The sequence below is a fragment of the Sphingomonas aquatilis genome (assembly GCF_014196115.1).
Taxonomy (GTDB): domain Bacteria; phylum Pseudomonadota; class Alphaproteobacteria; order Sphingomonadales; family Sphingomonadaceae; genus Sphingomonas; species Sphingomonas aquatilis.
Map to the genome: position 1 here is coordinate 1169228 of NZ_JACIDB010000001.1, position 24433 is coordinate 1193660.

24 protein-coding genes are annotated in these 24433 nt (G+C 68.0%); 10 read left to right on the plus strand and 14 right to left on the minus strand.

Annotation, left to right across the window (positions count from 1 at the left end):
* The first annotated feature begins 183 nt into the window (after positions 1-183).
* The 5 genes from sufC (at position 184) to GGR47_RS05485 (ending at position 4425) form a co-directional block, all read left to right on the plus strand.
* Positions 184-927, plus strand: a complete 744-nt coding sequence (gene sufC / locus GGR47_RS05465; protein WP_147036537.1) for a Fe-S cluster assembly ATPase SufC — start codon at positions 184-186, stop codon at positions 925-927.
* 232 nt (positions 928-1159) lie between these two features.
* The gene (locus GGR47_RS05470) at positions 1160-2287 is read left to right on the plus strand and encodes a SufB/SufD family protein (protein WP_183949448.1); all 1128 of its coding nucleotides are present in this window, start codon (positions 1160-1162) and stop codon (positions 2285-2287) included.
* Between the two features lie 127 nt (positions 2288-2414).
* On the plus strand, positions 2415-3623 hold the full coding sequence (locus GGR47_RS05475) for an aminotransferase class V-fold PLP-dependent enzyme (protein ID WP_147037315.1): 1209 nt from the start codon (positions 2415-2417) through the stop codon (positions 3621-3623).
* Positions 3620-4072 carry an SUF system Fe-S cluster assembly protein gene (locus tag GGR47_RS05480; RefSeq protein ID WP_063688548.1) on the plus strand — a complete coding sequence of 151 codons (453 nt, stop codon included), beginning with the start codon at positions 3620-3622 and terminating at the stop codon, positions 4070-4072. The genes GGR47_RS05475 and GGR47_RS05480 overlap by 4 nt, the downstream gene beginning before the upstream one ends.
* Positions 4072-4425 carry a HesB/IscA family protein gene (locus GGR47_RS05485; RefSeq protein ID WP_017978364.1) on the plus strand — a complete coding sequence of 118 codons (354 nt, stop codon included), beginning with the start codon at positions 4072-4074 and terminating at the stop codon, positions 4423-4425. The genes GGR47_RS05480 and GGR47_RS05485 overlap by 1 nt, the downstream gene beginning before the upstream one ends.
* A gap of 33 nt (positions 4426-4458) precedes the next feature.
* Here GGR47_RS05485 and leuA read toward each other — a convergent pair whose 3' ends face one another.
* The 6 genes from leuA to miaA all read right to left on the minus strand — a co-directional run bounded on the left by leuA (position 4459) and on the right by miaA (position 11781).
* Positions 4459-6117, minus strand: a complete 1659-nt coding sequence (gene leuA / locus GGR47_RS05490; protein ID WP_147037314.1) for a 2-isopropylmalate synthase — start codon at positions 6115-6117, stop codon at positions 4459-4461.
* Between the two features lie 236 nt (positions 6118-6353).
* Entirely contained in the window at positions 6354-6962 is a 609-nt protein-coding gene (locus tag GGR47_RS05495) for a YceI family protein (protein ID WP_147037313.1), read from the minus strand.
* Between the two features lie 262 nt (positions 6963-7224).
* Positions 7225-8244, minus strand: a complete 1020-nt coding sequence (ilvC, locus tag GGR47_RS05500) for a ketol-acid reductoisomerase (protein ID WP_017978367.1) — start codon at positions 8242-8244, stop codon at positions 7225-7227.
* A gap of 123 nt (positions 8245-8367) precedes the next feature.
* Entirely contained in the window at positions 8368-8883 is a 516-nt protein-coding gene (gene ilvN, locus GGR47_RS05505) for an acetolactate synthase small subunit (RefSeq protein ID WP_017978368.1), read from the minus strand.
* Between the two features lie 145 nt (positions 8884-9028).
* On the minus strand, positions 9029-10786 hold the full coding sequence (gene ilvB / locus GGR47_RS05510; protein ID WP_147035983.1) for a biosynthetic-type acetolactate synthase large subunit: 1758 nt from the start codon (positions 10784-10786) through the stop codon (positions 9029-9031).
* A 71-nt stretch (positions 10787-10857) separates the two neighbouring features.
* A complete protein-coding gene (gene miaA / locus GGR47_RS05515; protein ID WP_147035990.1) occupies positions 10858-11781 on the minus strand; it encodes a tRNA (adenosine(37)-N6)-dimethylallyltransferase MiaA in 924 nt (307 codons plus the stop codon).
* Here miaA and serB point away from each other — a divergent pair.
* Positions 11780-12655, plus strand: coding sequence for a phosphoserine phosphatase SerB (serB, locus tag GGR47_RS05520; RefSeq protein ID WP_147035982.1), 876 nt, complete (start codon positions 11780-11782; stop codon positions 12653-12655). The two genes, miaA and serB, sit on opposite strands and share 2 nt — an antisense overlap.
* Before the next feature lie 77 nt (positions 12656-12732).
* On the opposite strand, the gene GGR47_RS05525 is transcribed toward serB, so the two are convergent.
* Positions 12733-13746 (minus strand): SPOR domain-containing protein, encoded by a 1014-nt coding sequence (locus tag GGR47_RS05525; RefSeq protein WP_147035981.1) that lies wholly within the window; start codon positions 13744-13746, stop codon positions 12733-12735.
* 151 nt (positions 13747-13897) lie between these two features.
* Between GGR47_RS05525 and GGR47_RS05530 the strand changes: the two genes are divergently transcribed.
* From GGR47_RS05530 to GGR47_RS05540, 3 genes are read left to right on the plus strand one after another with little or no spacing between them, the layout of a single operon-like run.
* Complete coding sequence (locus tag GGR47_RS05530) at positions 13898-14620, plus strand: ParA family protein (RefSeq protein ID WP_043059038.1); 723 nt, start codon at positions 13898-13900, stop codon at positions 14618-14620.
* Between the two features lie 25 nt (positions 14621-14645).
* Positions 14646-15080 (plus strand): hypothetical protein, encoded by a 435-nt coding sequence (locus tag GGR47_RS05535; RefSeq protein ID WP_147035989.1) that lies wholly within the window; start codon positions 14646-14648, stop codon positions 15078-15080.
* A gap of 46 nt (positions 15081-15126) precedes the next feature.
* Entirely contained in the window at positions 15127-16434 is a 1308-nt protein-coding gene (locus GGR47_RS05540; protein WP_147035980.1) for an SPOR domain-containing protein, read from the plus strand.
* Positions 16435-16457: 23 nt separating this feature from the next.
* Here the strand turns inward: GGR47_RS05540 and GGR47_RS05545 are convergent, their stop codons facing one another.
* The 6 genes from GGR47_RS05545 to wecB all read right to left on the minus strand — a co-directional run bounded on the left by GGR47_RS05545 (position 16458) and on the right by wecB (position 22703).
* A complete protein-coding gene (locus GGR47_RS05545; RefSeq protein WP_147035979.1) occupies positions 16458-17678 on the minus strand; it encodes a dihydroorotase in 1221 nt (406 codons plus the stop codon).
* The gene (locus tag GGR47_RS05550) at positions 17675-18658 is read right to left on the minus strand and encodes an aspartate carbamoyltransferase catalytic subunit (RefSeq protein ID WP_147035988.1); all 984 of its coding nucleotides are present in this window, start codon (positions 18656-18658) and stop codon (positions 17675-17677) included. The genes GGR47_RS05545 and GGR47_RS05550 overlap by 4 nt, the downstream gene beginning before the upstream one ends.
* 318 nt (positions 18659-18976) lie before the next feature.
* Complete coding sequence (locus GGR47_RS05555) at positions 18977-19204, minus strand: hypothetical protein (protein ID WP_017978378.1); 228 nt, start codon at positions 19202-19204, stop codon at positions 18977-18979.
* A gap of 233 nt (positions 19205-19437) precedes the next feature.
* A complete protein-coding gene (locus tag GGR47_RS05560; RefSeq protein ID WP_147035978.1) occupies positions 19438-20199 on the minus strand; it encodes a metallophosphoesterase family protein in 762 nt (253 codons plus the stop codon).
* Positions 20200-20284: 85 nt separating this feature from the next.
* A complete protein-coding gene (gene wecC / locus GGR47_RS05565) occupies positions 20285-21583 on the minus strand; it encodes a UDP-N-acetyl-D-mannosamine dehydrogenase (RefSeq protein ID WP_147035977.1) in 1299 nt (432 codons plus the stop codon).
* Entirely contained in the window at positions 21567-22703 is a 1137-nt protein-coding gene (wecB, locus tag GGR47_RS05570; protein WP_183949449.1) for a non-hydrolyzing UDP-N-acetylglucosamine 2-epimerase, read from the minus strand. Before wecB ends, wecC begins: the two co-directional genes overlap by 17 nt.
* Before the next feature lie 87 nt (positions 22704-22790).
* Here wecB and galU point away from each other — a divergent pair, with 87 nt between their 5' ends.
* Positions 22791-23660 carry a UTP--glucose-1-phosphate uridylyltransferase GalU gene (gene galU / locus GGR47_RS05575; protein WP_147035976.1) on the plus strand — a complete coding sequence of 290 codons (870 nt, stop codon included), beginning with the start codon at positions 22791-22793 and terminating at the stop codon, positions 23658-23660.
* 4 nt (positions 23661-23664) lie between these two features.
* Here galU and GGR47_RS05580 read toward each other — a convergent pair whose 3' ends face one another.
* Positions 23665-24417, minus strand: a complete 753-nt coding sequence (locus GGR47_RS05580; protein ID WP_147035975.1) for a HesA/MoeB/ThiF family protein — start codon at positions 24415-24417, stop codon at positions 23665-23667.
* Positions 24418-24433: the final 16 nt, after the last annotated feature.

Here is a 24433-nt window from a genome sequence, read left to right on the forward strand (position 1 = left end):
GGACCCCGGAACAAGTCCGGGGTGACGGTGGCGTGTTGTGCTGCGGCGGACTTAGCGAGTGACGATTGCCGGCTGGTCAGGCTTGGCGGTGGCAATTGCGGTTAGCTTGGTGAGCACGCTGGCAATCGTTTTCTCGTTCCTGTTTTTCGTTATCCATCTTTCAAAGAAGAAGCGTTCCCGCTGATGCTGAAAATCGAAAACCTCCACGCCGAGATCGACGGCAAGCCGATCCTCAAGGGCCTCAGCCTCACCGTCAACGCGGGCGAGATCCATGCGATCATGGGTCCGAACGGCGCGGGCAAATCGACGCTCGGCTACGTCCTCGGCGGCCGTCCCGGCTATGAGGTGACCGAGGGATCGATCACCTTCGACGGTCAGGACCTGCTCGAGCTCGAGCCCAACGAGCGCGGCGCCGCCGGCTTGTTCCTCGGCTTCCAGTATCCGGTCGAAATCCCCGGCGTCAGCAACGTCCAGTTCTTGCGCGAGGCATTGAACGCCCAGCGCGCGACGCGTGACGAAAAGCCGCTGTCGGGCGCCGAATTCCTGAAGCTCGCCCGCGCGCAGGCCGCCAGCCTCGAAATGGATGCCGAGATGCTCAAGCGCCCGGTCAACGTCGGCTTTTCGGGCGGCGAGAAGAAGCGCAACGAGATGGTGCAGATGGGCATCGTCGACCCCAAGTTCGCAATCCTCGACGAGACCGACTCGGGCCTCGACATCGATGCGCTGCGCATCGTCGGCGACGGCATCAACCGTATCATGCGCAAGGCCGACAAGGCGGTGCTGCTGATCACCCACTACCAGCGCCTGCTCGACTACGTGCAGCCCGACCACGTCCATGTGCTGGCGGATGGACGCATCGTCCGTTCGGGCGGGCCGGAACTTGCGCTGGAGCTGGAAAAGGAAGGCTATGCGGGGGTGATCGCGTGATGGTCGTCCCAAAGTCCTCCCTCGCGAAGCGGGGGAGGGGGACCGTTCGCGCAGCGAATGGTGGAGGGGGCGTCTCCGCATACGTGAGCCTCGCCGCATCCTCCCCCTTCGTCACGGTTGCGCCGCGCCACCTCCCCCTGGCGGGAAGGGACTGGAAGCCGAGCGCCGCAGGCATCACCTCGCTCCCTCTTCGCGTCTTCGCGTTGTCGCGCGATCAAAAGAGCCTCGCCGCATGACCGACGTCCTCGACCTTCCCACCACCCGCGACGAGGCGTTTCGCTGGGCCGACATGCCCGCGCTGCAGGCCGCGCGCACGCTGTCCGCGACGACGGCAGCGATCCCGCAACCGATCCTGGCCGACGCCATTCGGCTGGTGTTCGTGGACGGCGATCTGGTCGATCAGCCTGCCGGGTTCGACATCGCGCCCACGACGCTCGCCAGCGACCACCCGCTCGCCCGCCATGCGGCGGGGCAGGGGCTTGGGGTGACGCTCGCGCCCCAGAGCGTCACCCGCCTCGAGATCGTACGCGCTAATGCGGGCGGTGACGGCCACACCCCGCTCAGCATCACGCTTGGCGAAGACGCCGTTCTCACGCTGGTCGAAACCTATACCGGCGCCGGCTGGACCAACACGCTGACCCGGTTCGATCTGGGCAAGGGCGCCCGCGTCATGCGTGCGGTGCGGATCGTGCAGGACGCCGGCTTCGTCTCGACCCGCGACGAGGTGGCCATCGCCGAAGCTGCCAGCTTCGTCAGCGTCGCATTGGGCGCCACCGCTGCCGGCACCCGCCTCGACGCCGCGCTAACGCTGAACGGCGACGGCGCCTATGCCGAACTCGGCGGCGCGCTGCTGACCCGTGACGAGCAGCGCCAGGAATGCGCGGTCCGCGTCCGCCACGCCCACCCCAACGGTCAGTCACACCAGCTGTGGCGCGCGGTCGCCGCCGATCGCTCGACGGTCAGCCTCGCCGCCGCGGTCGAGGTCGCACGCGATGCGCAGAAGACCGACGGCGAACAGTCGCTGCGCGGCCTGCTGCTGCAACGCACCGCGACGGTGAACCTGAAGCCCGAGCTCGAAATCTTCGCCGACGACGTGAAGTGCGCGCACGGCGCCACGGTCGGCGAACTCGACGCGCGCGCTCTCTTCTACATGCAGAGCCGCGGCATCCCCGCGGCGCGGGCGAAGGCGTTGCTGACCCGCGCGTTCGTGGCGGATGCGCTCGACCGGATCGCGGATGAGCAAGTGCGCGAGATGTTCGCAGCCGACGCCGATGTCTGGCTGGATAAAGCCCTCTCCCATCGGGAAAGGGAGGGGACCCGCCCGGCGCAGCCGGGTGGGGAGGGTGAGGGCGGCGCATGATCGACGCTGCCCACTGCCCTCACCCTTCCGCCGCTTTGCGGCTCCCTCCCTCTCCCGCCGGGAGAGGGCGTTTTGAAGGGTTACGTACCCTCCACTTCGTCCACTTCCGCGCGTGCGGAGCTGTCGCATGACCGCCACCGAAGCCCCTCTCGACCGGCTCGCGGACTTTCCCGCGATCCCCGTCGGCTGGGCGTATCTCGACACCGCCGCCACCGCGCAGAAGCCGCAACCTGTGCTCGACGCGATCGCGCGCGCCTATGGCGAGACCTATGCGACCGTCCACCGCGGCGTGTACCAGCGCTCCGCCGACATGACGCTGGCCTATGAGGCGGCGCGCCAGAAGGTCGCGCGCTTCATCGGCGCGACGACCCCCGACGAGATCGTCTTCGTCCGTGGCGCGACCGAAGGGATCAACCTCGTCGCGCAATGCTGGGCGGCGACGCAACTCAAGGCCGGCGACCGCATCCTGCTGTCGATGCTGGAGCATCACAGCAACATCGTACCCTGGCAGATGGTCGCCGAACGCGTCGGCGCCGCGATCGACGTGCTGCCGCTGACGGACGACCATCGCATCGACCTCGACGCGATGGAGCGCATGCTGACGCCGCAGCACAAGCTGGTCGCGTTGGCGCATGTCTCCAACGTCCTCGGCTCGGTGCTCGACGCCAAGCGCGCGACGGACCTCGCGCACGCCGTGGGTGCGAAAATCCTGCTCGACGGCTGCCAGGCGGTGCCGCGCGTCGCGGTCGATGTCGCTGCGATCGGCTGCGACTTCTATGTCTTCTCCGGTCACAAGCTCTACGGCCCGACCGGGATCGGCGTGCTGTGGGGCAAGGGCGATTTGCTCGCCGCTATGCAGCCCTATCAGGGTGGCGGATCGATGATCGATCGCGTTACCTTCGCCAAGACGACCTATGCGCCCCCGCCGGGCCGATTCGAGGCAGGCACCCCGCATATCGTCGGCGCGCTCGGCCTCGCCGCCGCGATCGATTACGTCGAGGGCATCGGCCTCGCCGCGATCCACGCGCACGAAACCGCATTGGTCCGCGACGCGCGCGCGGCGCTGTCGTCGCTCAACTCTGTCCGGCTGTTCGGGCCGGAGGACAGCGCCGGCATCGTCAGTTTTGCGGTCCAGGGGGTGCATCCGCACGACGTCGGCACCATCTTGGACGAAGGCCGCGTGGCGATCCGCGCCGGCCACCATTGTGCGCAGCCGTTGATGGAGGCGCTGGGCGTCGACGCGACCGCGCGGGCGAGCTTCGCGGTCTATAACGGCCCGCAGGATATCGAGGCGCTGGTGAAGGGCGTCGAACGCGTAACGAGGATATTCGGATGAGCGATACGATCCGTATCGAAGAGGTGGACGCGGTAGAAACGCCGCCGCGCGCGCGCGTCGAAGACGCTGTCGAGCCGCGCCAGCGCGACTATCTGTCGGGCTTCCTCCAGCAGAAGCCGCAGGGCGATGCGCCCGGCGAGCCCGGCGGCGCGCTGTACGAAGGCGTGATCGACGCGCTGAAGGAAATCTACGATCCCGAAATCCCGGTCAACATCTACGACCTCGGCCTGATCTACGGCGTCGAGGTGACGGCCGAAGGGCAGGCGGTGGTGACGATGACGCTCACCACGCCGCATTGCCCGGTCGCGGAGTCGATGCCGGCCGAGGTCGAGATGCGCGTCGCCGCGGTGCCGGGTATCGCCTTCGCCGACGTGAACCTCGTCTGGGATCCGCCGTGGGATCCGCAGAAGATGTCCGACGAGGCGAAACTCGAATTGGGGATGCTGTGATGGCCACCACGCTCCGTCAGCGCCCGGCGCCGCTGATCCTCACCCCATCGGCGGATGCGCGCATCGCCGACCTGATGGCGCGCGCGCCCGACGGCGCGATCGGCGTCAAGCTGTCGACGCCGCGCCGTGGCTGCTCGGGCCTCGCCTATTCGGTCGACTACGTCACCGAAGCCAAGCCCTTCGACGAGCGGATTGAGACGCCCGGCGGTACGCTGTTCGTCGATGGCGGGTCGATCCTGTACCTCGTCGGATCGACGATGGACTGGGTGGAGGACGATTTCACCGCCGGCTTCGTCTTCAACAACCCTAACGCGAAGGGCGCGTGCGGCTGCGGCGAGAGCTTCACCGTCTGAGGCGCCACCCCGGGGGCGGCGCCTCCTGGGGCTTCAGGCGCGGTTGGCGGCGCTGAGCACCGCGCGGACCGAGGCGGTGGCGATATCGGTATCAAGGCCGACGCCGAACACGGTCCGCCCGTCGGCGGTGCGGCATTCGACATAGGCCGCGGCCTGCGCATCGGCGCCATGGCCGATGGCATGCTCGCTGTAATCGACCACGTCGAGGTCAGGCCCCGTCGTCTCGCCGAGCGCCGCGATGACGCCGGAAATCAGGCCATTGCCGCGGCCGGAGATCGAGCGTTCCTCGCCATCCACCGCGACACGGCCGACGAACAGCCGATCCCCGGCACTGCCGCGCTCCTCGTAATCGCGCAGCACGAACCGGTCGCCTTCGCGGGGCAGATAAGTCGCTTCGAACCGGCCCCAGATGTCGGCGGCGCCGAGTTCGCGGCTGGTTTCGTCGGCCAGCGCCTGAACATGGCGGCTGAAATCGGCCTGGAGGCGCTTGGGCAGCTTCAGCCCCTTGTCCTGTTCGATCACCCAGGCGACGCCGCCCTTGCCGGACTGCGAATTGACGCGGATCACCGCTTCGTAGCTGCGGCCAAGGTCGGCGGGGTCGATCGGCAGATAGGGGACTTCCCACGCCTCGTCGTTCTGCTGTTCGCGGGCCGCAAAGCCCTTCTTGATCGCGTCCTGATGGCTACCCGAAAAGGCGGTGAACACCAGCTCGCCAGCATAGGGGGTGCGGGGATGGACGGGAATGCGCGTCGCATATTCCACCGTCTTCACGATGGCATCGATGTCCGACAGGTCGAGCCGCGGGTCGACACCCTGCGTGTACATATTGAGCGCGACGGTCACCAGATCGCAATTGCCGGTGCGCTCGCCATTGCCGAGCAGGCAGCCTTCGACGCGATCGGCGCCGGCCATCAGCCCCAGCTCCGCTGCGGCGACGCCGGTGCCGCGATCGTTGTGGGTGTGGAGCGAGATCACCACCGCGTCGCGGTTCGGAATGTTGCGGCCGAACCATTCGATCTGGTCGGCGTAGACGTTGGGCGTCGCGCACTCGACGGTGGCGGGCAGGTTGAAGATGATCGGCTTGTCGGCGGTGGGTCGCAGGACGTCCATCACCGCGGCGCACACCTCGACCGAGAAATCGAGTTCGGCGGTCGAAAAGGTTTCGGGGCTGTATTCGAACCGCCAGTCGGTGTCGGGGCGCTTGGCGGCCTCGTCACGCAGCACCTTCGCGCCTTCGATCGCGATCCGCTTCACCTCGTCGCGGGTCATGCCGAACACGATCTTGCGCCACGCCGGCGAGACGGCGTTGTAGAGGTGAACGATCGCCTGCTTCGCGCCGTCCAGCGACGCGAAGCTCGTTTCGATCAGGTCGCGGCGCGACTGCGTGAGCACCTGCACGAACACGTCGTCGGGGATGCGATCGGTCTTCACCAGGCCGCTGATGAAGTCGAACTCGGTCGCACCGGCGCTCGGGAAGCCGACCTCGATTTCCTTGAGGCCGACCTTCACCAGCAGGTCGAAGAAGCGCGTCTTCTTTTCCGCGTCCATCGGGTCGATCAGCGCCTGGTTGCCGTCGCGCAGGTCGGTCGACAGCCAGCGCGGCGCCTGGGTGATCACCCGCGACGGCCACTGCCGGTCGGCGAGGTCGATGGTGGGGAAGGGGCGGTATTTGGTCGAAGGATCGCGAAGCATGGGGAGTCCCGTCGTCGGCCGCGCGCTGCTGGCGCGGCAAGGTGGCGCTGAAGCGTTATCCGGCCCTTAGGGGAGCATGCATGAGCAGTGGCCGCCCCTAAGGGCGGGTAAGTCGCAGGGTGGCGGCGGCGCTCATCATCACGGCTGCGTCATGACGGAGCGCGGCAGCTTTGTCCACCCGCCAAACGGGTGGTGCGTGCGGAAAAGTTTCAGGCCATCCCGCGCGCACGACCATTTTATTGCGCGGTGAAGGCGGCGTTGATGTCGAGCTTCACGTCGTCGGCGACGACGGGGAGCGCATAGCCGAGGCCGAAATCGCTGCGCTTGATCATCGCGGTGCCGCGGAAGCCGAAGTTTAGCTTCTTGCTCATCGGGTTGGTGCCCGCACCGACGAAGGTCGCATCGATCGTCACCGGCTTGGTGACGTTCTTGATCGTCAGGTTGCCGGTGATCTTCGCGCGATCGCCGTTGGCGACGACCGAGGTCGAAACGAAGCGCGCGGTCGGATAGGTGGCGGCGTCGAAGAAGTCCTTCGATTCCAGATGATGATTGAACTGTTCCGACGTGGTCGACAGCTTGTTGATCGCGAACGTGACGTCGAGCTTCGCCGCGGCGGGGCGCTTGGGATCGATGGTCAGCGAGCCGCCTTCCGCACCAAACTGGCCGGACAGCATACTGAAGCCCATGTGGTTGAGCGTCCACGTCACCTGCGTGTGCGCGGGATCGACGGCATAGGTGCCAGCGGTCACGGCGGCGGCGTTCGGCGAGCCGGGCAGGCCGGCGGGGGCCTGCGCGATGGCGGGCACGGCGGCAGCGGCCAGGACGGCGGCGAGGATCAGGCGCATGTGGTGGGTCTCCCTGGGAACAATCGTTCCGGGTTTGACCATAACGCCGCGCAGGGGGAAAGTGCCGGTTCGGAAACGGTCGGTTGCGCGCTTGGCTGTCGTAGTCCTCCCCGCCAGGGGGAGGTGGCACGGCGAAGCCGTGACGGAGGGGGAGGGAAGCGACACGCCTCGGCTGGACGGGCGGCGCCGTCCTCCCCCTCCACCATTCGGCTGGCGCCGAACGGTCCCCCTCCCCCTGGCGGGGGAGGATTTACAGGATCGCTTAGTTCTTCGCCTTGTCGACCAGCTTGTTGGCGCCGATCCAGGGCATCATGGCGCGCAGTTCGGTGCCGACCTTTTCGATCGGATGCGCGGCGGCCTGCTTGCGGCTGGCCTTCAGCTCGGGCTGGCCGGCGCGGTTGTCGAGGACGAAGTTTTTGACGAAGCGGCCCGACTGGATGTCGGCGAGCACGCGCTTCATTTCCTTCTTCGTCTCTTCGGTGATGATCCGCGGGCCGGTGACGATGTCGCCATATTCGGCGGTGTTGCTGATCGAATAGCGCATGTTGGCGATGCCGCCTTCATACAGCAGGTCGACGATCAGCTTGGTTTCGTGGAGGCATTCGAAATAGGCCATTTCGGGGGCGTAGCCCGCCTCGGTCAGCGTTTCGAAGCCCGCCTGGATCAGGTGGGTGATGCCGCCGCACAGCACGGCCTGCTCGCCGAACAGGTCGGTTTCGCATTCCTCGCGGAAGTTGGTTTCGATGATGCCCGAGCGACCGCCGCCGACGCCCGAGGCATAAGCGAGCGCGACGTCATGCGCATTGCCGCTGGCGTCCTGATGGATCGCGATCAGGCAGGGCACGCCGCCACCGCGGACGTATTCGCTGCGCACGGTATGGCCCGGGCCCTTGGGCGCGATCATGATGACGTCGATGTCCGCGGGCGGCTCGATCAGGCCGAAATGCACGTTGAGGCCGTGCGCGAAGGCGAGCGCCGCGCCGGGCTTCATATTGCCCTTGAGGTCCGCGTCCCAGATCGCCGCCTGATGCTCGTCGGGCGCCAGGATCATGACGATGTCGGCCCATGCCGCCGCTTCCTTGTTCGACAGCACCTTGAAGCCGGCGTCGATCGCCTTCTTGGCGGTCGCCGATCCTTCGCGCAGCGCGATCGCCACGTCCTTGACGCCGCTGTCGCGCAGGTTCTGCGCATGGGCGTGGCCCTGCGACCCATAGCCGACGATGGCGATCTTCTTGTCGGTGATGAGGTTCAGATCGGCGTCGCGATCGTAATAGACCTTCATTGTACTTCCTTTCGTCACCCCGGCCGTGAGCCGGGGTCCCGCTGTTGTCCCGCCAGTTGAAGAAGCGGGACCCCGGATCACGTCCGGGGTGACGGGAGGGTTGTAGGGAACGGGTGGTAAAACTTACGCCGCCTCTTTGCCGCGGGCGATGGCGACGATACCGGTGCGGGCGACCTCGATCAGGCCGACTTCGCCCATCAGCTCGACGAACTTGTCGATCTTCTCGATCGATCCCGTCACCTCGAACACGAAGCTGGTCGTCGTCGCATCGACCACACGGGCGCGGTACACGTCGGCGAGGCGCAGCGCCTCGATCCGGTGATCGCCGCTACCCGCGACCTTCACCAGCGCGAGCTCGCGTTCGACGTGCGCGCCCTGCGCGGTGAGGTCGGTCACCTTGTGGACGGGCACCAGCCGATCAAGCTGGGCGATGATCTGTTCCATCGTGGCCGGCGAGGCGCTGGTAACGATGGTGATGCGGCTGACCGTCTTGTCGGCGGTGATCTCGCTGACCGTCAGGCTTTCGATATTATAGCCGCGTGCGGTGAACAGGCCGGCGATCCGCGCGAGGATGCCCGGTTCGTTGTCGACGATGACCGCCAGCGTGTGGCGTTCGGTGGCTTCGGTCTTGATGTGCAAGTCAAATTCCTCCCCGGAACGGGGAGGGGGACCGCTCGCGTAGCGAGTGGTGGAGGGGGCCCTCCACCGGCGCCATCGCTTGCCGCACTCCCCCTCCACCATGCTCCGCATGGTCCCCCTCCCCGTGCCGGGGAGGAATAAAGGGTCAAACCAGCGCTTTCGCCTCGTCGTCCATCGTGCCGCTGACCTCATTGGCCTGCAGGATCATGTCGGTGTGCGCGGCGCCGCTCGGGATCATCGGGAAGCAATTGGCGAGCTTCGCGACGCGGCAGTCGACGATCACCGGGCCGTCGTGGTCGAGCATCGCCTGAATGCCGTCCTCCAGCTGGTCGCGGCGGTCGATCAAGATGCCCTTCCAGCCGTATGCCTCACCCAGTTTCACGAAATCGGGCAGGCTGTCCGAATAGCTTTCGGCATAGCGGCTTTCATAGGTCAGTTCCTGCCACTGGCGAACCATGCCCATATATTCGTTGTTGAGGATGAAGATCTTGACCGGCAGGCGATATTGCGTCGCCGTCGCCAGCTCCTGGATATTCATTTGGATGCTGGCTTCGCCCGCGATGTCGATGACCAAGGCATTGGGGTTGCCGAGCTGCGCGCCGATCGCGGCGGGAAGGCCATAGCCCATCGTACCGAGGCCGCCGCTGGTCAGCCACTTGTTGGGCTTTTCGAAGCCGAAATGCTGTGCCGCCCACATCTGATGCTGGCCAACCTCGGTCGTGATGATCGGATTGCGCGCGTGTGTCGCCTCCCACAAGACGCGGATCGCGCGCTGCGGCATGATGTCGCTGGCGGTTTCAGGGAAGTCGAGACAGCCGACCGCGCGCCAGCCGGCGATACGGCGCCACCAGTCGGTGGTGTCGGGCTTCGGATGCTGACGCGCCTTCCAGATGCGGACCATGTCTTCCATCGCATGGCCGGCGTCGGCGATGACGGCGAGGTCGACGCGGACGTTCTTGTTCACGCTCGACCGATCGATATCGATATGGACCTTGCGGCTGTTCGGGCTGAACGCGTCGAGGCGGCCGGTGACGCGGTCGTCGAAGCGGCTGCCGATCGCGATCACCAGATCGGCCTGGTTCATCGCCATGTTCGCCTCGTAGGTCCCATGCATGCCGAGCATGCCGAGGAACTGCTGCGACGAGGCGGGGAAGGCGCCGAGACCCATCAGCGTCGAGGTGACCGGCGCGCCCGAGATGCGGGCGAGCTCGATCAGCAGCTGCGACGCCGCCGGACCCGAATTGATGACGCCGCCACCGGTGTAGAGAATCGGGCGCTCGGCGGCAGCGAGCATGTCGACGACCTGCTCGATCTCGCTCTGCGGCGCCTTGACGCGCGGACGATACGTCTTGTGCTGGATCGGGCCGGGCTTGGTGTAGCGCGCGGTCGCGACCTGGACGTCCTTGGGGATATCGACGACGACGGGGCCGGGGCGGCCGCTGGTCGCGATATGGAACGCCTCGTGGATCGTCGGGCCCAGCTTCGCCGGGTCCTTCACCAGATAATTGTGCTTGGTGCAGTGACGCGTGATACCGACCGTGTCGGCTTCCTGGAACGCATCGGTGCCGATCAGCCCGGTCGGAACCTGGCCGGTGATGACGACCATCGGGATCGAATCGAGCAAAGCATCGGTGATGCCGGTGACCGCGTTGGTCGCGCCGGGGCCGGAGGTGACGAGGACGACACCGGGCTTGCCGGTCGAGCGGGCATAGCCCTCCGCCGCATGCGTCGCCGCCTGTTCGTGGCGGACGAGGATGTGCTTGATCCGCGTGCCGTTGGCGTTCGCCCGGAACATCGCGTCATAGATCGGCAAGACCGCCCCGCCGGGGTAGCCGAACACGACCTCCACGCCGAGATCGCACAGCGCCTCGACCAGGATGTCTGCTCCGCTCTTTTCGCCCACGGTTCGTCTCCACCAGAATTGCGTTTGGTGCGGCGCGGGTAGCCGGACGGGCCAGGGGGGTCAACCCTTTTCTATAATAAACTTGCTATGGCGACATCGATTTCATTCGATTCTGTCGCGATGTGCCATTCTTCGGGCGGTTGATGGCGAAACCACGTATATTGCCGCTTCGCGTAGCGCAGTGTGTCGAGTTGGACCTGCGCCAGTGCGGCGTCGCGCGAGACGGCATCGCGCAGATATTCGCCGATCGGCGGCACGCCGATCGCGCGACGGATCGGCGCGTCGGCGGGCAGGTCTTTACGGGCGAGCAGCGTGGCGACTTCCTCGATGGCGCCGTTGGCGAACATCGTCGCGCAGCGGGCGTCGATCCGGTCGAACAGCGACGAACGGTCGGGGAGCAGGATCGCGGCGGCGAGCCGGATGCGGTCGCCGATACCGCCGACCCGCTGCGCCTGCCAATGCGCGAGCGGCCGGCCGGTCGCGCGCACCACTTCCAGTGCGCGTGCCACCCGCGTGGTGTCGGCGGGGGCGAGGCGGGCGGCGGCGGCGGGGTCTTCCTGTGACAGGAGACGATGCGCCTCGGCCACCGGCAGGCCGCGCACGTCGGCGCGGATAGCGGGGTCGATCGGCGGCACGGGCGCGATACCGTCGAGCAACGTGCGCATGTACAGGCCGGTGCCGCCGACCAGGATGGGCAGGCGGCCCTCGGCGTGGACCGCGTCGATCGCGGCGCGCGCCTCGTCCGCCCAGCGCGCGGCGGAATAGTGCGCGTCGGCACCATCGACATGACCGAACAGGCGATGCGGCACGCGCGCCTCTTCCGCCGCATCGGGGCGGGCGGTGAGGATTCGGAGGTCGGCGTAGACCTGGCTCGCGTCGGCATTGATGACGACGCCGTCGTGGCGCTCGGCGATCCGGATCGCCGCAGCGGACTTGCCGCTGGCGGTCGGCCCTGCGATGAGCGCGACGCTCGGTTTGGGGTGGGAGACGGACATGTTCACGGCGACGCTCATAGGCGAAGCGCTGACGCGAGGCGACCTTTCGGCCGCAGTCGACCGGCTGGCGGCGGCGGGATGCGCGCCAGGCGCGGCGGCGTGGCTGGACGAGGGCGTCGCGGCGGATGTCCCGTTCGCTCGCGATGCGGCAGCGGGGCGCGGGGCGCTGGAGGGCGCGTTCGCCGCCACCGACGTCATCGTTCAACCGACCGCGTCGCGGCGGAAAGCGCTGCTCGTCGCCGACATGGATTCGACGATGATCACCGTCGAATGCATCGACGAACTCGCGGACTATGCCGGGATCAAGGCGGAGGTGTCCGCCGTCACCGAGGCGGCGATGCGCGGCGAGCTCGACTTCGAAGGGGCGCTGGACGCCCGCGTCGCGCTGCTAAAGGGCCTGAGCGAAGACGTGATCGCGCAATGCCTTGCCGAGCGGGTGACGATCATGCCGGGTGCCAAGGCGCTGGTGCGGACGATGCGCGCGCACCGCGGGCATGCGGTGCTGGTGTCGGGCGGCTTCACGCGGTTCGCCGAGCCTGTGGCGGCGGAGATCGGCTTCGACCGGGCGATTGCCAACGTGTTGCTGATCGAGGACGGCCGGCTGACGGGCACCGTCGCCAAGCCGATCGTGGGGTCGGCGACCAAGGAGGAGACGCTGCGTGCCGCGATTGTGGCGCGGGGGATGGACCCGGCGCTGAGCCTAGCGGTGGGGGACGGCGCGAACGATCTCGCGATGATCGGCGCGGCGGGGCTGGGCGTGGCCTATCACGCCAAGCCGATCGTCGCCGCCGCGGCCGCGGCGCGGGTGGATCATGGGGATTTGAGCGCGTTGCTCTACGCGCAGGGCTATGCGCGCAGGGATTGGGTGGCGTAGGCGCGTCAAATCCACTTCCGTCACCCCGGACTCGTCCGGGGTGACGGGGAGGGCAGGCGGCCCGAACCTTGCCGACGTTAGGGCGCCACCACCACGCAGGACACGCCTGATGCCGCGCATGCCTTTTGCGCCGCGGCCTTGTTGGCGAAGCCGCTGGCTTGCAGCCGGATCACGTTGCCCGCCTTCGCGTAGACGGGCTGCGCGCCACCCAGCTTGCCGCGGACGCGCGCCCATTGCGTGCTGGCATTCGCCTGGGTGCTGAACGCGCCGAGCTGGATCTTCCACGATCCGCCCATGGCGGCGGGGGTAGCAGCGGCGGCAGGCGCTTTGCGGATCGGTTCATGCGGTGCGATCCGGTCGTTGACCGGGCGATCGGGCGAGCGCTGGTGCGGCGGGATGACGTCCTCCGGCTTGCGCGGCGGCGTCTTGGCGGGACGGGGCGTTTCGACCGTGCGGGAGGGCGGCACGCTGGTCGTCGCCACGGCAGTGTTGCGCTGGGCGGCAGGCGGCGCATTGCGCAACTCGTCGCGATACCGCTGCGCCAGCGCCGTGCCGCGCTCGCGGTCGGCCGGGGTGATGTACTGGTCCATCTGCGCCAGCGTTTCCGACGCGGCCTTCAGACCGGCCTGCGAGGCGAGCGTCATCAGCGCATAAGCGCGCGGATAGTCGCGCGGCACGCCGTCACCGTTGAACAGCATCGTGCCCAGCACCAGCTGCCCGCGCGGCTCGCCGCGGGCGACCGACTTTTCCAGCCACGGTGCAGCCTCGGCCTTGCGACCCGACTGGAACAGCGCGAGCCCGTAATTGTCCTGCGCCTGATAATGGCCCTGGAGCGCCGCCTTGCGGAACCAGCTTTCCGCAAGCGCCGGATCGACCGGCACGCCGCGGCCGAGTTTATACGCCTGGCCGAGGTTGAACTGCGCATCGGCGTCGCCCGCCACCGCCGGCCCGCGCCATTGGGCCACCGCACCGTCGTAATCGCCGCGACCCCAGGCGTCGACGCCCGCCTTGACGCTCTGCGCGCCCGCCGGCGTGGCGAGCGCCATGCCCGCCGCCAGCGCCGCGCGTGCGAGTCCACCGAAGTTCCGCATTCCGCTGCCCTTTTTGATCTCGTGTCGCCGCCACCATGCCCCGCCAGACCGCGCAAGGCAAAGTGGGATCGCCGCACATCGTCCCATTAACCGGTTCTTAGCCTCGATCTGACAGGTATCGCGACAGATTTGGACGGTTCGAAGGGAAGCTATGCGCGTCCTCGCGGTGGCATCGCAAAAGGGTGGGTCGGGCAAGACGACCTTGTCGGGGCATCTCGCCGTGCAGGCGCAGATGGCCGGCAATGGTCCCGTCGTGCTGATCGACATCGACCCGCAGGGTAGCCTGTCCGAATGGTGGAACGAGCGGACCGCCGACTTTCCCGCCTTCGCGCAGACCACGGTCGCGCGGTTACAGGCCGACCTGGAAGTCTTGCGGCAGCAGGGATTCAAGCTGGCGCTGATCGATACGCCGCCGGCGATCACCATGGCGATCCAGAGCGTCATCGCCGTCGTCGAGCTCGTCGTCGTGCCGACGCGGCCCAGCCCGCACGATCTGCGCGCCGTGGGCGCGACCGTTGATCTGTGCGAGCGGGCGGGCAAGCCGGTGGTGTTCGTCATCAATGGCGCGACGCCGCATGCCCGGATCACCAGCGAGGCCGCGATCGCGCTGTCGCAGCACGGCACCGTCGCCCCCACCACCATTCACCAGCGCACCGATTTCGCGGCATCGATGATCGATGGTCGAACCGTGATGGAGGTCGACCCGGACGGACGATCCGCGGCAGAGATCACGGAATTGTGGACGTTTGTCGCCGACCGGCTGGAGAAGAATTTCCGCCGGACCGTGTTCAGCGTGCCGAATGCGTCGGGCCATGCCGGTTTCGGCGCGCGTCCGGCGGGTGGTGGCTTCGGTCGCCGGGTGATCGGGGGCTGATCGCGTGACCGCATCGTCCAAGCCGATGGCCGCCTTGTCGTCCGGCCTGCTCGCCCGCAAGGGACGGGCGCGGCCGGCGATGCGCAGCGGCGCGCTGATGAGCTTTCCCCCCAGCCAGAGCGATGACCTCGGCTGGAACGACATGGGGGCGGCAGACAGCGTTCCACCCGTGCTCGTTCAGCGCGACCTGCTGGCGGCGCAAATCGGCCGACCTGCCGCGGTGGCCGAGGTCTCGCTCGCGGCAGCCCAGCGCATCCGGCGCGAGACGCCAACCGAAGGGCAGACGGCGTTCACGCTGCGCATCGATGCCGATCGGCATCTGCGGCTGCGGCTGGCCAGCGCCATCACCGATCGATCCGCACAGGATCTGCTGACCGACGCCCTCGACGCGCTGCTCGTCGCGGTGCCCGAGGTCGATACGCTCGTCGCGCAATTGTCGCGCGCAAGGACTCGGCCATGACCCGGCCGCACCGCACCAGGGTCGCGAAACACTGGGGGTTTATCCGATGACACCGCGTCTCATCCTGTCGCTCGGCCTGTCCGCGCTCGTGCTCGGCGGCACGATGGTCGGCTGTACCGCGACCGGCAATCACCTCGCCAAGGCGAGCGACCGCGCGGCGGCGCGTACCGCCAAGGCGGCGCACCGCGACGCCGAAAAGGCCGCGCGCGCGCTGGCGACGCGGGACCCGTCCGCGGTGGCCTATGCCGAAAGCGCGGTATCGCAGGCGCCGCGCGACGCGGGCTATCGCATGCTGCTCGGCCAGGGCTATCTGCAGGCAGGGCGCTTCGCGTCCGCGCGCGACACCTTTGCCGATGTCGTCGACCTGATGCCGGGCAACGGCAAGGCCGCGCTCAACCTCGCGCTCGCGCAGATCGCGACGGGCGACTGGTCCGCGGCGCGGGCGACGCTGGATGCCCATGCCAAGGATATCCCCGCCGCCGACCTGGGCCTTGCCACGGCGCTGGCCGGCAATCCGGCGGGCGCGATCACGATCCTCGACGCTGCGGCACGCGCGCCGGGCGCAACCGCGAAGATCCGCCAGAACCTCGCGCTGAGCTACGCGCTCGCCGGGCGCTGGGACATGGCGCGGATCGCCGCGGCGGCGGATATGTCGTCCGCCGATCTTGACGCGCGCATGGAGCAATGGGCCGCCTTCACCCAGCCGAAGGGCGCGCCGGATCAAGTCGCGAGCCTGCTCGGCGTGCGGCCGGTTGCCGATGCGGGCCGGCCGGTGGCGCTGGCGCTCAACGCGCCGACGCCGGTGACGCCGATGCCGGACGCGCCGGTGCAGACGGCCGCGGTCGAGACGCCTACGCCGGTTGCCGCTGAGGCGCCCGCACCGGCGGTTCAATTCGCAAAGGTCGACCTCCCACCGCAGCAGGATGCGGTGCAGCCAGCGCCGACGATGCTGATCCGCGCGGACGCCACCCCCGCCAAGCTGGCGCTTGCCGGCAGTGGTCAGCGCCATGTGGTACAGGACGTGCCTGCGGCGACGCCGCTCGCCCGATCCGCGCCGGCCGGCGACTGGTTCGTCCAACTAGGTGCGTTCAGCAACCCGGCGGTGGCCCGGTCTGGCTGGGCCAATGCGACGCGCCGTTTCGCCTCGCTGTCCGGTCATCAGCCGACGGGCGCGCGCTTCGCCGCCGAACAGGGGGCGCTGTACCGCCTGTCGGTGGGCGGCTTTACCCGCGATGCGGCGGTGCAGATGTGCCGCGCCTATCGCGCCAAGGGCGGCGCCTGCTTCGTCCGCCGCGAGGCGGGGGACCGTATCGCGCAATGGCTCCGGACGCCGGTGCAACTGGCGTCGCGCTGACGAGCAAGCGGAGCGCGGGTCGCCTAGGCGATCTCGCGTCCGCCCTTCCACACGCGGAGCACCCGGCCCTGTACGGGCAGGCCGTCGAAGGGTGTGTTGCCTTCGGAGGCGAAGGCGGTGCCATCGACCTGCCACGGCGTTTCCGGATCGAACAGCATCAGGTCCGCCGGCTGCCCGGCGGCGAGCGTGCCCGTCTCCAGTCCCAGCACGCGCGCAGGGTTGACCGACAGCATCGCCAGCAGCCGTTCGAGCGGCAACAGCCCGTCGCGTACCAGCATGAGCCCCAGCGGCAACAACGTCTCCGCACCCGCCATGCCGGCCGCCGAATCGACGAAGGGGAGGCGCTTGGCCTCCGGGCCGTGCGGATCGTGGCCCGAGCACAGCACGTCGATGGTGCCGTCCGCGATCGCGGCGCGGGCGGCCTGCCGGTCGCTCTCGCTACGCAGCGGCGGGGAGACATGGGCGTAGGTACGGAAATCGCTCATCGCGATATCCGACAGATGCAGATGGGCGGGCGTGATGCCGCAGGTGACGCGGACCCCGCGGCGCTTGGCGGCGCGGATCAGGTCGAACGCCGCAGCGGTGGTCGCCTGCCGGATGTGCAGCCGGGCGCCGGTTTCCTCCGCCAGCATCAGGTCGCGCGCGACGGCCAAGGCTTCGGCGATCGCGGGGGCGGCGGGCAGGCCGTGCCGCGTCGCCGTCTCGCCATCGGTCGCGACGGCGCCCGCGGTCAATGCGCCATCCTCCGCATGGGCAACGACGGCGATGTCGAGGTCACGTGCGTAGGCGAGGACGCGCAGCATCACGCCCGAATCGGCGATCCAGCCGCGACCCGTGCCAACCGCACGCGCGCCCGCGGAGGCGCAGATCGCCATTTCCGCCATCTCTGCCCCGGCCAGGCCGCGCGTTGCCGCGGCGATGGGGTGAATCCACAGGTCGGGCTTGCCGATCAGCGCGGCGCGCTGGACGATGCCGGGATCGTCCAGCACTGGATTGCCATCCGGCATCAGCGCGACGCGGACGATGCCGCCTGCCCGGAAGGCGGCGCGATCGATGCGGAATACGCCGAGGTCGACGATGCCGGGGCTCAGCATCTTGCCGCCGCAATCGACGATCGTCGCATCGGCGGGCACGTCGATCGTGCCGCTGGCGACGATCGCGCCGTCGCGGACCAGCAGGCTGCGGTCGCGGACGCCGCCGGTGGGGCAGGCGAGGCGGGCGTTGGTGAAGGCAATCACGCTCATGCCCAGCCCTCCACCTTGCGTGCGCGGCGGGTGAGAACATCGAGGCAGGCCATGCGCACCGCCACCCCCATCTCCACCTGTTCCGTAATCGCCGATTGCGGCCCGTCCGCGACGCTCGAATCGATCTCGACACCGCGGTTCATCGGGCCGGGGTGCATGACCAACGGGTCGGGCAGCCGGGCGATTCGCTCCGGCGTCAGGCCGTAGCGGAGCCGATATTCGCGGCTCGATGGAATGTAATCGCCCGCCATCCGCTCGTTCTGCACGCGCAGCATCATGACGACGTCGGCGCCGACCAGCGCCTTGTCGAAATCGGTGAAGGGGGTGACGCCCATCCGCTCGATCGCCTTGGGCATCAGCGTCGAGGGTGCGCAGACGCGGACCTCTGCGGCGAGCGCGGTGAGCGCGAGGATGTTCGATCGCGCGACGCGGCTGTGCAGCACGTCGCCGCAGATCACCACGCGCTGGCCGGCTATGCTCCCGCGGCGGCGGCGGATGGTGAGCGCGTCGAGCAGCGCCTGCGTCGGATGTTCGTGGCGACCGTCGCCGGCGTTGAGCACCGGGCAGTCGACCTTGTCCGCGATCAGCCGCACCGCTCCGCTCGCCATGTGGCGGATGACGATCACGTCGGCACGCATGGCGTTCAGCGTCTGGGCGGTGTCGATCAGCGTTTCGCCCTTCTTCACGCTCGATTGCGCGGCGTGCATGTTGACGACGTCCGCGCCCAGGCGCTTGCCCGCGATTTCGAAGCTGAGCAGCGTGCGCGTGCTGTTTTCGAAGAAGGCGTTGATCTGCGTCAGGCCGTCGAGCCGTTTGTCCGGCGCCGCATGGTTGCGGTTTGCGGCGATCCACGTTTCCGCTTCGTCGAGCAGAAAGGCGATCTCATGCGGCTGAAGGCCGTCGATACCGGTCAGGTGCCGGTGCGGGAAAACGGCGCCGCCCGGAAGCTGGGCGGCGGGGCTGTGATCGGAGGCATGCATCAAGTCGCCCGGTTAGCGGGCGCGCGGGGCAGGAGCAACCGGGAAGGGCCGGGGTCGCATCATCACGATAGCCCGCCGCCATGGGCTAGAGCCGGATGACATGAGATAGAACCGGTCGTGCTGAGCTTGTCGAAGCACAGGTGCCCGCATGTGCCGACCTCGCCCGTGGCGCCCCGCCCTTCGACAGGCTCAGGGCGAACGGAGAAGGGGGATGAACGCCATGTCATCATGCACTGGCCGCGAACCGGGCGGCAGACGGCAGGCAAAAAAATAGCGGCCCGAAGACCGCTATTTCCCAACCGAAGTTGTCACAGCAACTTAGTTGCTGTCGGCCTTGCCGCTGTTGTCGTCAGCGACGACGACGATGCCAGCAGCCACGGCAGCGACCGCCAGAACGGCGATCAGGATGCCGCCACCGGCCAGCTCGTTCTTCTTGCCCGACACCGAACCGGTGCGGACCGACTTGGCGACCGACAGGCTCGCCGCCGGGTTCGCCGGAGCGGCAACCGCCGGAGCAACAGCCATCGTCGCGGCCGCAGCGGCCATCAGATACTTCCCAAGACGCATAAAAACTCCCTCTTCATGTTCGTCACGGTCGCCCTGCCATAAACAGGTAAACAAGACAACCACTCACGCCGGCCGTTTACGCTCGCGGACAGCATTTCATACGACACCGGATGATGCCGTCTCCGCGGTCATAGCAGGGGTCGGTCCGGCATGAACCCCCCCATATGCCGCGCCAACAACGCCTGACCGGGCCAGAGTATCCCTTCAGCCCGTCAGCCGACCTGCACGGTCCAGCGCTCGGTGCCCTCCAGTCCCAGCGCGGTCAGTCGGCCGGTCTGGTAGGCGCCCGTATCGACGCCGATGCGATAGCCCTGCACGTCGAGGTCTTCGCTGATCGTGTGGCCGTGGACGATCACCTTTTGCAGCGGGCCGTTGTGATCGAGGAACGGTTTGCGAATCCAGCGCAGGTCGGCGCTGCGCTGGGCCGCCAGATCGGTATCCGGGCGGACGCCGGCGTGGACGAAGGCATAATCGCCGATGACGATCAGGTCTTCGAATCGCTCGACGAACGCCTGATGCTCGGCTGGCACATGGCGCTGCATCGCCTGATGCAGTTCGTCATAGTCCATTCGGTCATACTCGGTGGAATCGACGCCATAGCTCAGGATCGTCTCGCGCCCGCCGATGCGGCAGAACATGCGCAGCGCCTTGGGATCGCCCTTCAGCGCGTCGAGGAACACCTCTTCGTGATTGCCGAGCAGGAACCGGGTGGCGGGGCGGTCCGCGGCCAGGCGATACAGGCGCTCGATGACGCCTGCCGACGCCGGGCCGCGATCGACCAGATCGCCGAGGAAGATCAGCGTCGTTTGCGCGCGCCCACGCGCCGCGTCGTCCGCGTCGATCGCGGTGAGCAGGCGGCTTAGCTGGTCGTCACAGCCATGGATATCGCCCACCGCATAGACGCGTTCGCCATCGGGGATCGCAGGGGTGGGAGCGGCCGCCGCGCGGCGCCCCTGAAGCAACTTTTTGAGCATGAAATCCCGTCAGTCGAGCAGGCAGGGCAGATAGGGCGCCGCACCGGTGGCGGCAACACCCTGAACCGCGCCTGACGGGCAGGCGTCAACCCGCGAGGCGGAGCGCGTCGCGCGGCGATCGGGGGGCTGGCTGGTCCGGCCAGATGCCGCGCGTGTCGAGCACCAGCTTGTCGGCGCGCTCCTCCAGCGGCACCGATCGGAACACGTCATGGTCGACCAGCACGATCATGATCGGGCAGGCGTCGATGGCCGCGTCGATGTCGATCAGCGTCGCGCCATGGGCTTCCAGCGCGGGCGGCAGGCGGTCGGCATAGGGCTCGACGATCTTTACACGCGCACCGAACCGTTCGCTGAGCGCCTGCGCGACGCGGAGCGCCGGGCTCTCGCGGAAGTCGTCGATATTCGCCTTGAATGCGAGGCCCAGGCACGCGACCGGCGCGCCGGGATGCGCCTCGATCAGCGCGGCAGCCTGGGCGATGACGTGGTCGGTCTTGCCGTCGTTCACCAGTCGGGCGGTGCGGATCAGCGGCGTGTTGGCGGGATCGGCATGGACCAGGAACCAGGGATCGACCGCGATGCAATGGCCGCCGACACCGGGGCCGGGTTGCAGGATATTGACGCGCGGATGGCGGTTGGCGAGGCGGATCACCTCCCACACGTCGACGCCCATCGTATCTGCGACGAGGCTCAGTTCGTTGGCGAAGGCGATGTTGACGTCGCGGAAGGCGTTTTCGGTGAGCTTCGTCATCTCCGCCGCGCGGGCATTGGTGGTGACGCACGCTCCGCGGACGAAGCGGCGGTAGAAGGTCAGCGCCTTGCGCGCGCAGCGTGGGGTGATGCCGCCGATCACGCGATCGTTGTCGATCAGCTCGACGAGGATGCGGCCGGGCAGCACGCGTTCCGGGCAATAAGCGATGGCGACGTCGGCGGCTTCGCCGGCGCGGCCGGGCACGCGCAGATCGGGGCGTAATTGGGCGAGCAGGTCGCGGACCCGCTCGGTCGTGCCGACTGGCGACGTCGATTCGAGGATCACCGTATCGCCCGCCTTCAGCACGGCGGCGATTGTCGTTGCTGCGTCGAGCACGAAGCGGATGTCGGGCGCGTGATCGTCTGCGAAGGGCGTCGGCACCGCGATGACGAAGACGTCCGCCGGCTCGATCGTCAGCGAGGCGCGCAGCGATCCACGTGGAACCACGCCCGAGACGAGGCCGTCCAAGTCGACCTCCTCGATATGCACGCGGCCCGAATTGACCGTCTCGACCACCGATGGTGTGACGTCGACGCCCAGCACGCGCGCGCCGGTGCGCGCGATCACGGCGGCAGTGGGCAGCCCGATATAGCCCAGCCCCAGGACGACGACCTTCAATTCAGAGTCCGAAACCATCGGCGACGATCCTTGCGATCCGGCTGCTGGCATGACCGTCGCCGAACGGATTGTGGGCGCGGGCCATGGCGGTATAGGCCGCCTTGTCGTCGAGAAGGGTGAACACTTCGGAAACGATGCGCGCTTCGTCGGTGCCGACGAGCCGTGCGGTGCCCGCTGCGACCCCTTCCGGCCGCTCGGTCGTGTCGCGCATCACCAGCACGGGCTTGCCGAGTGCCGGTGCTTCCTCCTGCACGCCGCCCGAGTCGGTCAATGCGATCGTGCAGGCGTCGAGCGCGCGGATGAAATGCGGATAATCGAGCGGCGCGATCCGCGCGACGTTCGGGGCGGCCGGCAAAACGGCGTCCATGACGGCCGCGACATTGGGATTGGGGTGCATCGGGAAGAGCACGGCCACGTCCAGCCGTGCCGCGATCCGCGCGATCGCCCGCCCGATCGCCGCCATGCCGTCGCCGAAATTCTCGCGGCGATGCGTCGTGACCAACACGATCCGCTTGCCGGCGAAGCACGCGAGCAGGGGGGCGAGATCGCTGGCGAGGTCCGGCTGTTCGGCGATGCGTGCGCGGGTCCAGTGCAGCGCGTCGATCACGGTGTTGCCCGTGACATGGACGCCCTCCGTCACATTCTCGCGCGCCAAAGCGGCCGCCGCAGTCTCGGTCGGTGCGAAGTGCAGGTCGGCGATCGGCGCGACGATGCGGCGGTTCACCTCTTCGGGCCAGGGATGATAGATGTCGCCGGAGCGTAGCCCTGCTTCGACGTGCGCGACGGGAATCTTGCGATAATAGGCCGCCAACGCCCCCACCATGGCGGTCGCGGTGTCGCCCTGGACGATGACGCGGTTGGGGGCGACGCGATCCATCACCTCGCCCAGCGCGGTCAGGAGGCGCGCGGTCAGCCGGTCGAGCGACTGGCCCGGCTCCATGAGGTCGAGGTCGACATCCGGGGTGAGGCCTGCGATCGCCAGCACCTGATCGAGCAAGCCCCGGTGTTGCGCGGTCACGCAGGTGACGACGTCCATACCATCGACCTGTTGCAGCGCCCGGACGACCGGGAACAACTTGATCGCTTCCGGGCGGGTGCCGAAGATGACCAAAGTTCGGGGGCGGCTTGTCGTAGTCATTGCCGAAGGTTAGTGCGGCGCCCGTTAATAAGCGAGTAAACGTTGGCGCCGCTTTTCTGCGGCGTCATGCCGAATTTAGGGGCACTGATGACGATCAAGCGCGTACGCAAGGCGATTTTCCCGGTCGCAGGCCTCGGCACCCGGTTCCTGCCGGCGACCAAGGCGATGCCGAAGGAGATGCTGACGGTCGTCGACAAGCCACTGATCCAATATGCCGTGGACGAGGCGCTCGAGGCGGGAATCGAGCAGATCATCTTCGTCACCGGCCGCGGCAAGCACGCGCTCGAAGATCATTTCGACATCGCCTACGAACTGGAAGATACGATGCGTGCGCGGGGCAAGAGCCTCGAGATCGTCGATGGCACGCGCATGAAACCGGGCAGCCCGGTCTATATCCGCCAGCAGGAGCCGCTGGGCCTCGGTCACGCCGTCTGGTGCGCGCGCGAGATCGTCGGCAACGAGCCGTTCGCGGTTTTGCTGCCCGACGAATTGATGGTCGGTACGCCGGGCTTCGTCGCACAGATGGTCGCGGCCTATGACAAGGTCGGCGGCAATATCGTCGGTGCATTGGAAGTCGCCGACAGCGAGACGGACAAATATGGCATCATCTCACCGGGCAAGGTCGACGGGCGGCTGACCGAGGTCACGGCGCTGGTCGAAAAACCGGAGAAGGGCACCGCGCCGTCGAACCTGATGATCCCCGGGCGCTACATCCTGCAGCCCGAAGTGATGCGCATCCTGGAGCGCCAGGAAAAGGGTGCGGGGGGCGAGATCCAGCTGACCGACGCCATGGCGCAGCTGATCGGCCAGCAGCCGTTCCACGGCTTCACCTTCGATGGCGCACGCTACGATTGCGGCGACAAGGCGGGCTACATCCAGGCGAACCTGGCGCTCGCGCTGGCGCGGCCGGACATCGGCCCGGCGGTGCGCAGTTTCGCGCAGACGCTGCTCGGCTGATCCGTCAGCCGCCGCAGGTGCGGCAGCCGGGGTCCTTGGGCAGCAGCAGGGTGCGGAAGCGCAGGTCGAGCGTGTCGGCGAGCAGGAGCTTGCCGGCCGCGTCCGCGCCAAAGGGGTGTAGCGCGCGCAGCACCTCAAGCGCCGCCAAGCTGCCGATCATGCCGGCCATCGGCCCCAACACGCCGTCCTCGGAACAACTGACGCCCGTGCGTTCGGGATCGTCGCCGACGAAACAGCGATAACAGGGCTTGTCCGCTTCCCAACCCCGGAACACGCCGAGCTGTCCGTCGAACTGGCCGATTGCCGCCGACACCAGCGGCACGCGTGCGGCATAAGCGGCGTCCGCCACGGCCAGCCGCGTCGCGAAATTGTCGCAGCCGTCCAGAACGACATGTGCATCCGCGAGCAGGGGGGCGATCGAGGTGGCATCGATCCGCTGGCACACCGCATGCGCCTCGACATGCGGGTTGAGCCGCCGGGCGGCGGCGACGGCGGTCTCGGCTTTCCGATGCCCGATGTCTCCGGTCGTGTAGATCGTCTGGCGTTGCAGGTTGGACAGATCGACCGAATCGTCGTCGACGATCGTGAGCGTGCCGATCCCGGCGGCGGCGAGATATTGGATCGCGGGCGAGCCGATCCCTCCCGCGCCGATCACCAGCACGTGCGCCTGTTTCCAGCGCTGCTGACCCGCGCCCCCCACGTCCTTCAGGATGATGTGGCGGGCGTAGCGGGTGAGTTCGGCGTCCGACAGGATCACGCGCAGCGGCTCGACC

Excerpts from the sequence above, each read along its gene's own strand:
- GGR47_RS05560 (WP_147035978.1), bottom strand. The coding sequence starts at position 20,199 with ATGCTCAAAAAGTTGCTTCAGGGGCGCCGCGCGGCGGCCGCTCCCACC.
- wecC (WP_147035977.1), bottom strand. The coding sequence starts at position 21,583 with ATGGTTTCGGACTCTGAATTGAAGGTCGTCGTCCTGGGGCTGGGCTAT.
- miaA (WP_147035990.1), bottom strand. The coding sequence starts at position 11,781 with ATGTCCGTCTCCCACCCCAAACCGAGCGTCGCGCTCATCGCAGGGCCG.
- GGR47_RS05535 (WP_147035989.1), top strand. The coding sequence starts at position 14,646 with ATGGCCGCCTTGTCGTCCGGCCTGCTCGCCCGCAAGGGACGGGCGCGG.
- GGR47_RS05475 (WP_147037315.1), top strand. The coding sequence starts at position 2,415 with ATGACCGCCACCGAAGCCCCTCTCGACCGGCTCGCGGACTTTCCCGCG.
- GGR47_RS05545 (WP_147035979.1), bottom strand. The coding sequence starts at position 17,678 with ATGAGCGTGATTGCCTTCACCAACGCCCGCCTCGCCTGCCCCACCGGC.
- serB (WP_147035982.1), top strand. The coding sequence starts at position 11,780 with ATGTTCACGGCGACGCTCATAGGCGAAGCGCTGACGCGAGGCGACCTT.
- ilvC (WP_017978367.1), bottom strand. The coding sequence starts at position 8,244 with ATGAAGGTCTATTACGATCGCGACGCCGATCTGAACCTCATCACCGAC.
- wecB (WP_183949449.1), bottom strand. The coding sequence starts at position 22,703 with ATGACTACGACAAGCCGCCCCCGAACTTTGGTCATCTTCGGCACCCGC.
- GGR47_RS05550 (WP_147035988.1), bottom strand. The coding sequence starts at position 18,658 with ATGCATGCCTCCGATCACAGCCCCGCCGCCCAGCTTCCGGGCGGCGCC.
- sufC (WP_147036537.1), top strand. The coding sequence starts at position 184 with ATGCTGAAAATCGAAAACCTCCACGCCGAGATCGACGGCAAGCCGATC.
- GGR47_RS05525 (WP_147035981.1), bottom strand. The coding sequence starts at position 13,746 with ATGCGGAACTTCGGTGGACTCGCACGCGCGGCGCTGGCGGCGGGCATG.
- GGR47_RS05470 (WP_183949448.1), top strand. The coding sequence starts at position 1,160 with ATGACCGACGTCCTCGACCTTCCCACCACCCGCGACGAGGCGTTTCGC.
- galU (WP_147035976.1), top strand. The coding sequence starts at position 22,791 with ATGACGATCAAGCGCGTACGCAAGGCGATTTTCCCGGTCGCAGGCCTC.
- leuA (WP_147037314.1), bottom strand. The coding sequence starts at position 6,117 with ATGCTTCGCGATCCTTCGACCAAATACCGCCCCTTCCCCACCATCGAC.
- GGR47_RS05530 (WP_043059038.1), top strand. The coding sequence starts at position 13,898 with ATGCGCGTCCTCGCGGTGGCATCGCAAAAGGGTGGGTCGGGCAAGACG.
- GGR47_RS05540 (WP_147035980.1), top strand. The coding sequence starts at position 15,127 with ATGACACCGCGTCTCATCCTGTCGCTCGGCCTGTCCGCGCTCGTGCTC.
- GGR47_RS05480 (WP_063688548.1), top strand. The coding sequence starts at position 3,620 with ATGAGCGATACGATCCGTATCGAAGAGGTGGACGCGGTAGAAACGCCG.
- GGR47_RS05555 (WP_017978378.1), bottom strand. The coding sequence starts at position 19,204 with ATGGCCGCTGCGGCCGCGACGATGGCTGTTGCTCCGGCGGTTGCCGCT.
- GGR47_RS05485 (WP_017978364.1), top strand. The coding sequence starts at position 4,072 with ATGGCCACCACGCTCCGTCAGCGCCCGGCGCCGCTGATCCTCACCCCA.
- GGR47_RS05495 (WP_147037313.1), bottom strand. The coding sequence starts at position 6,962 with ATGCGCCTGATCCTCGCCGCCGTCCTGGCCGCTGCCGCCGTGCCCGCC.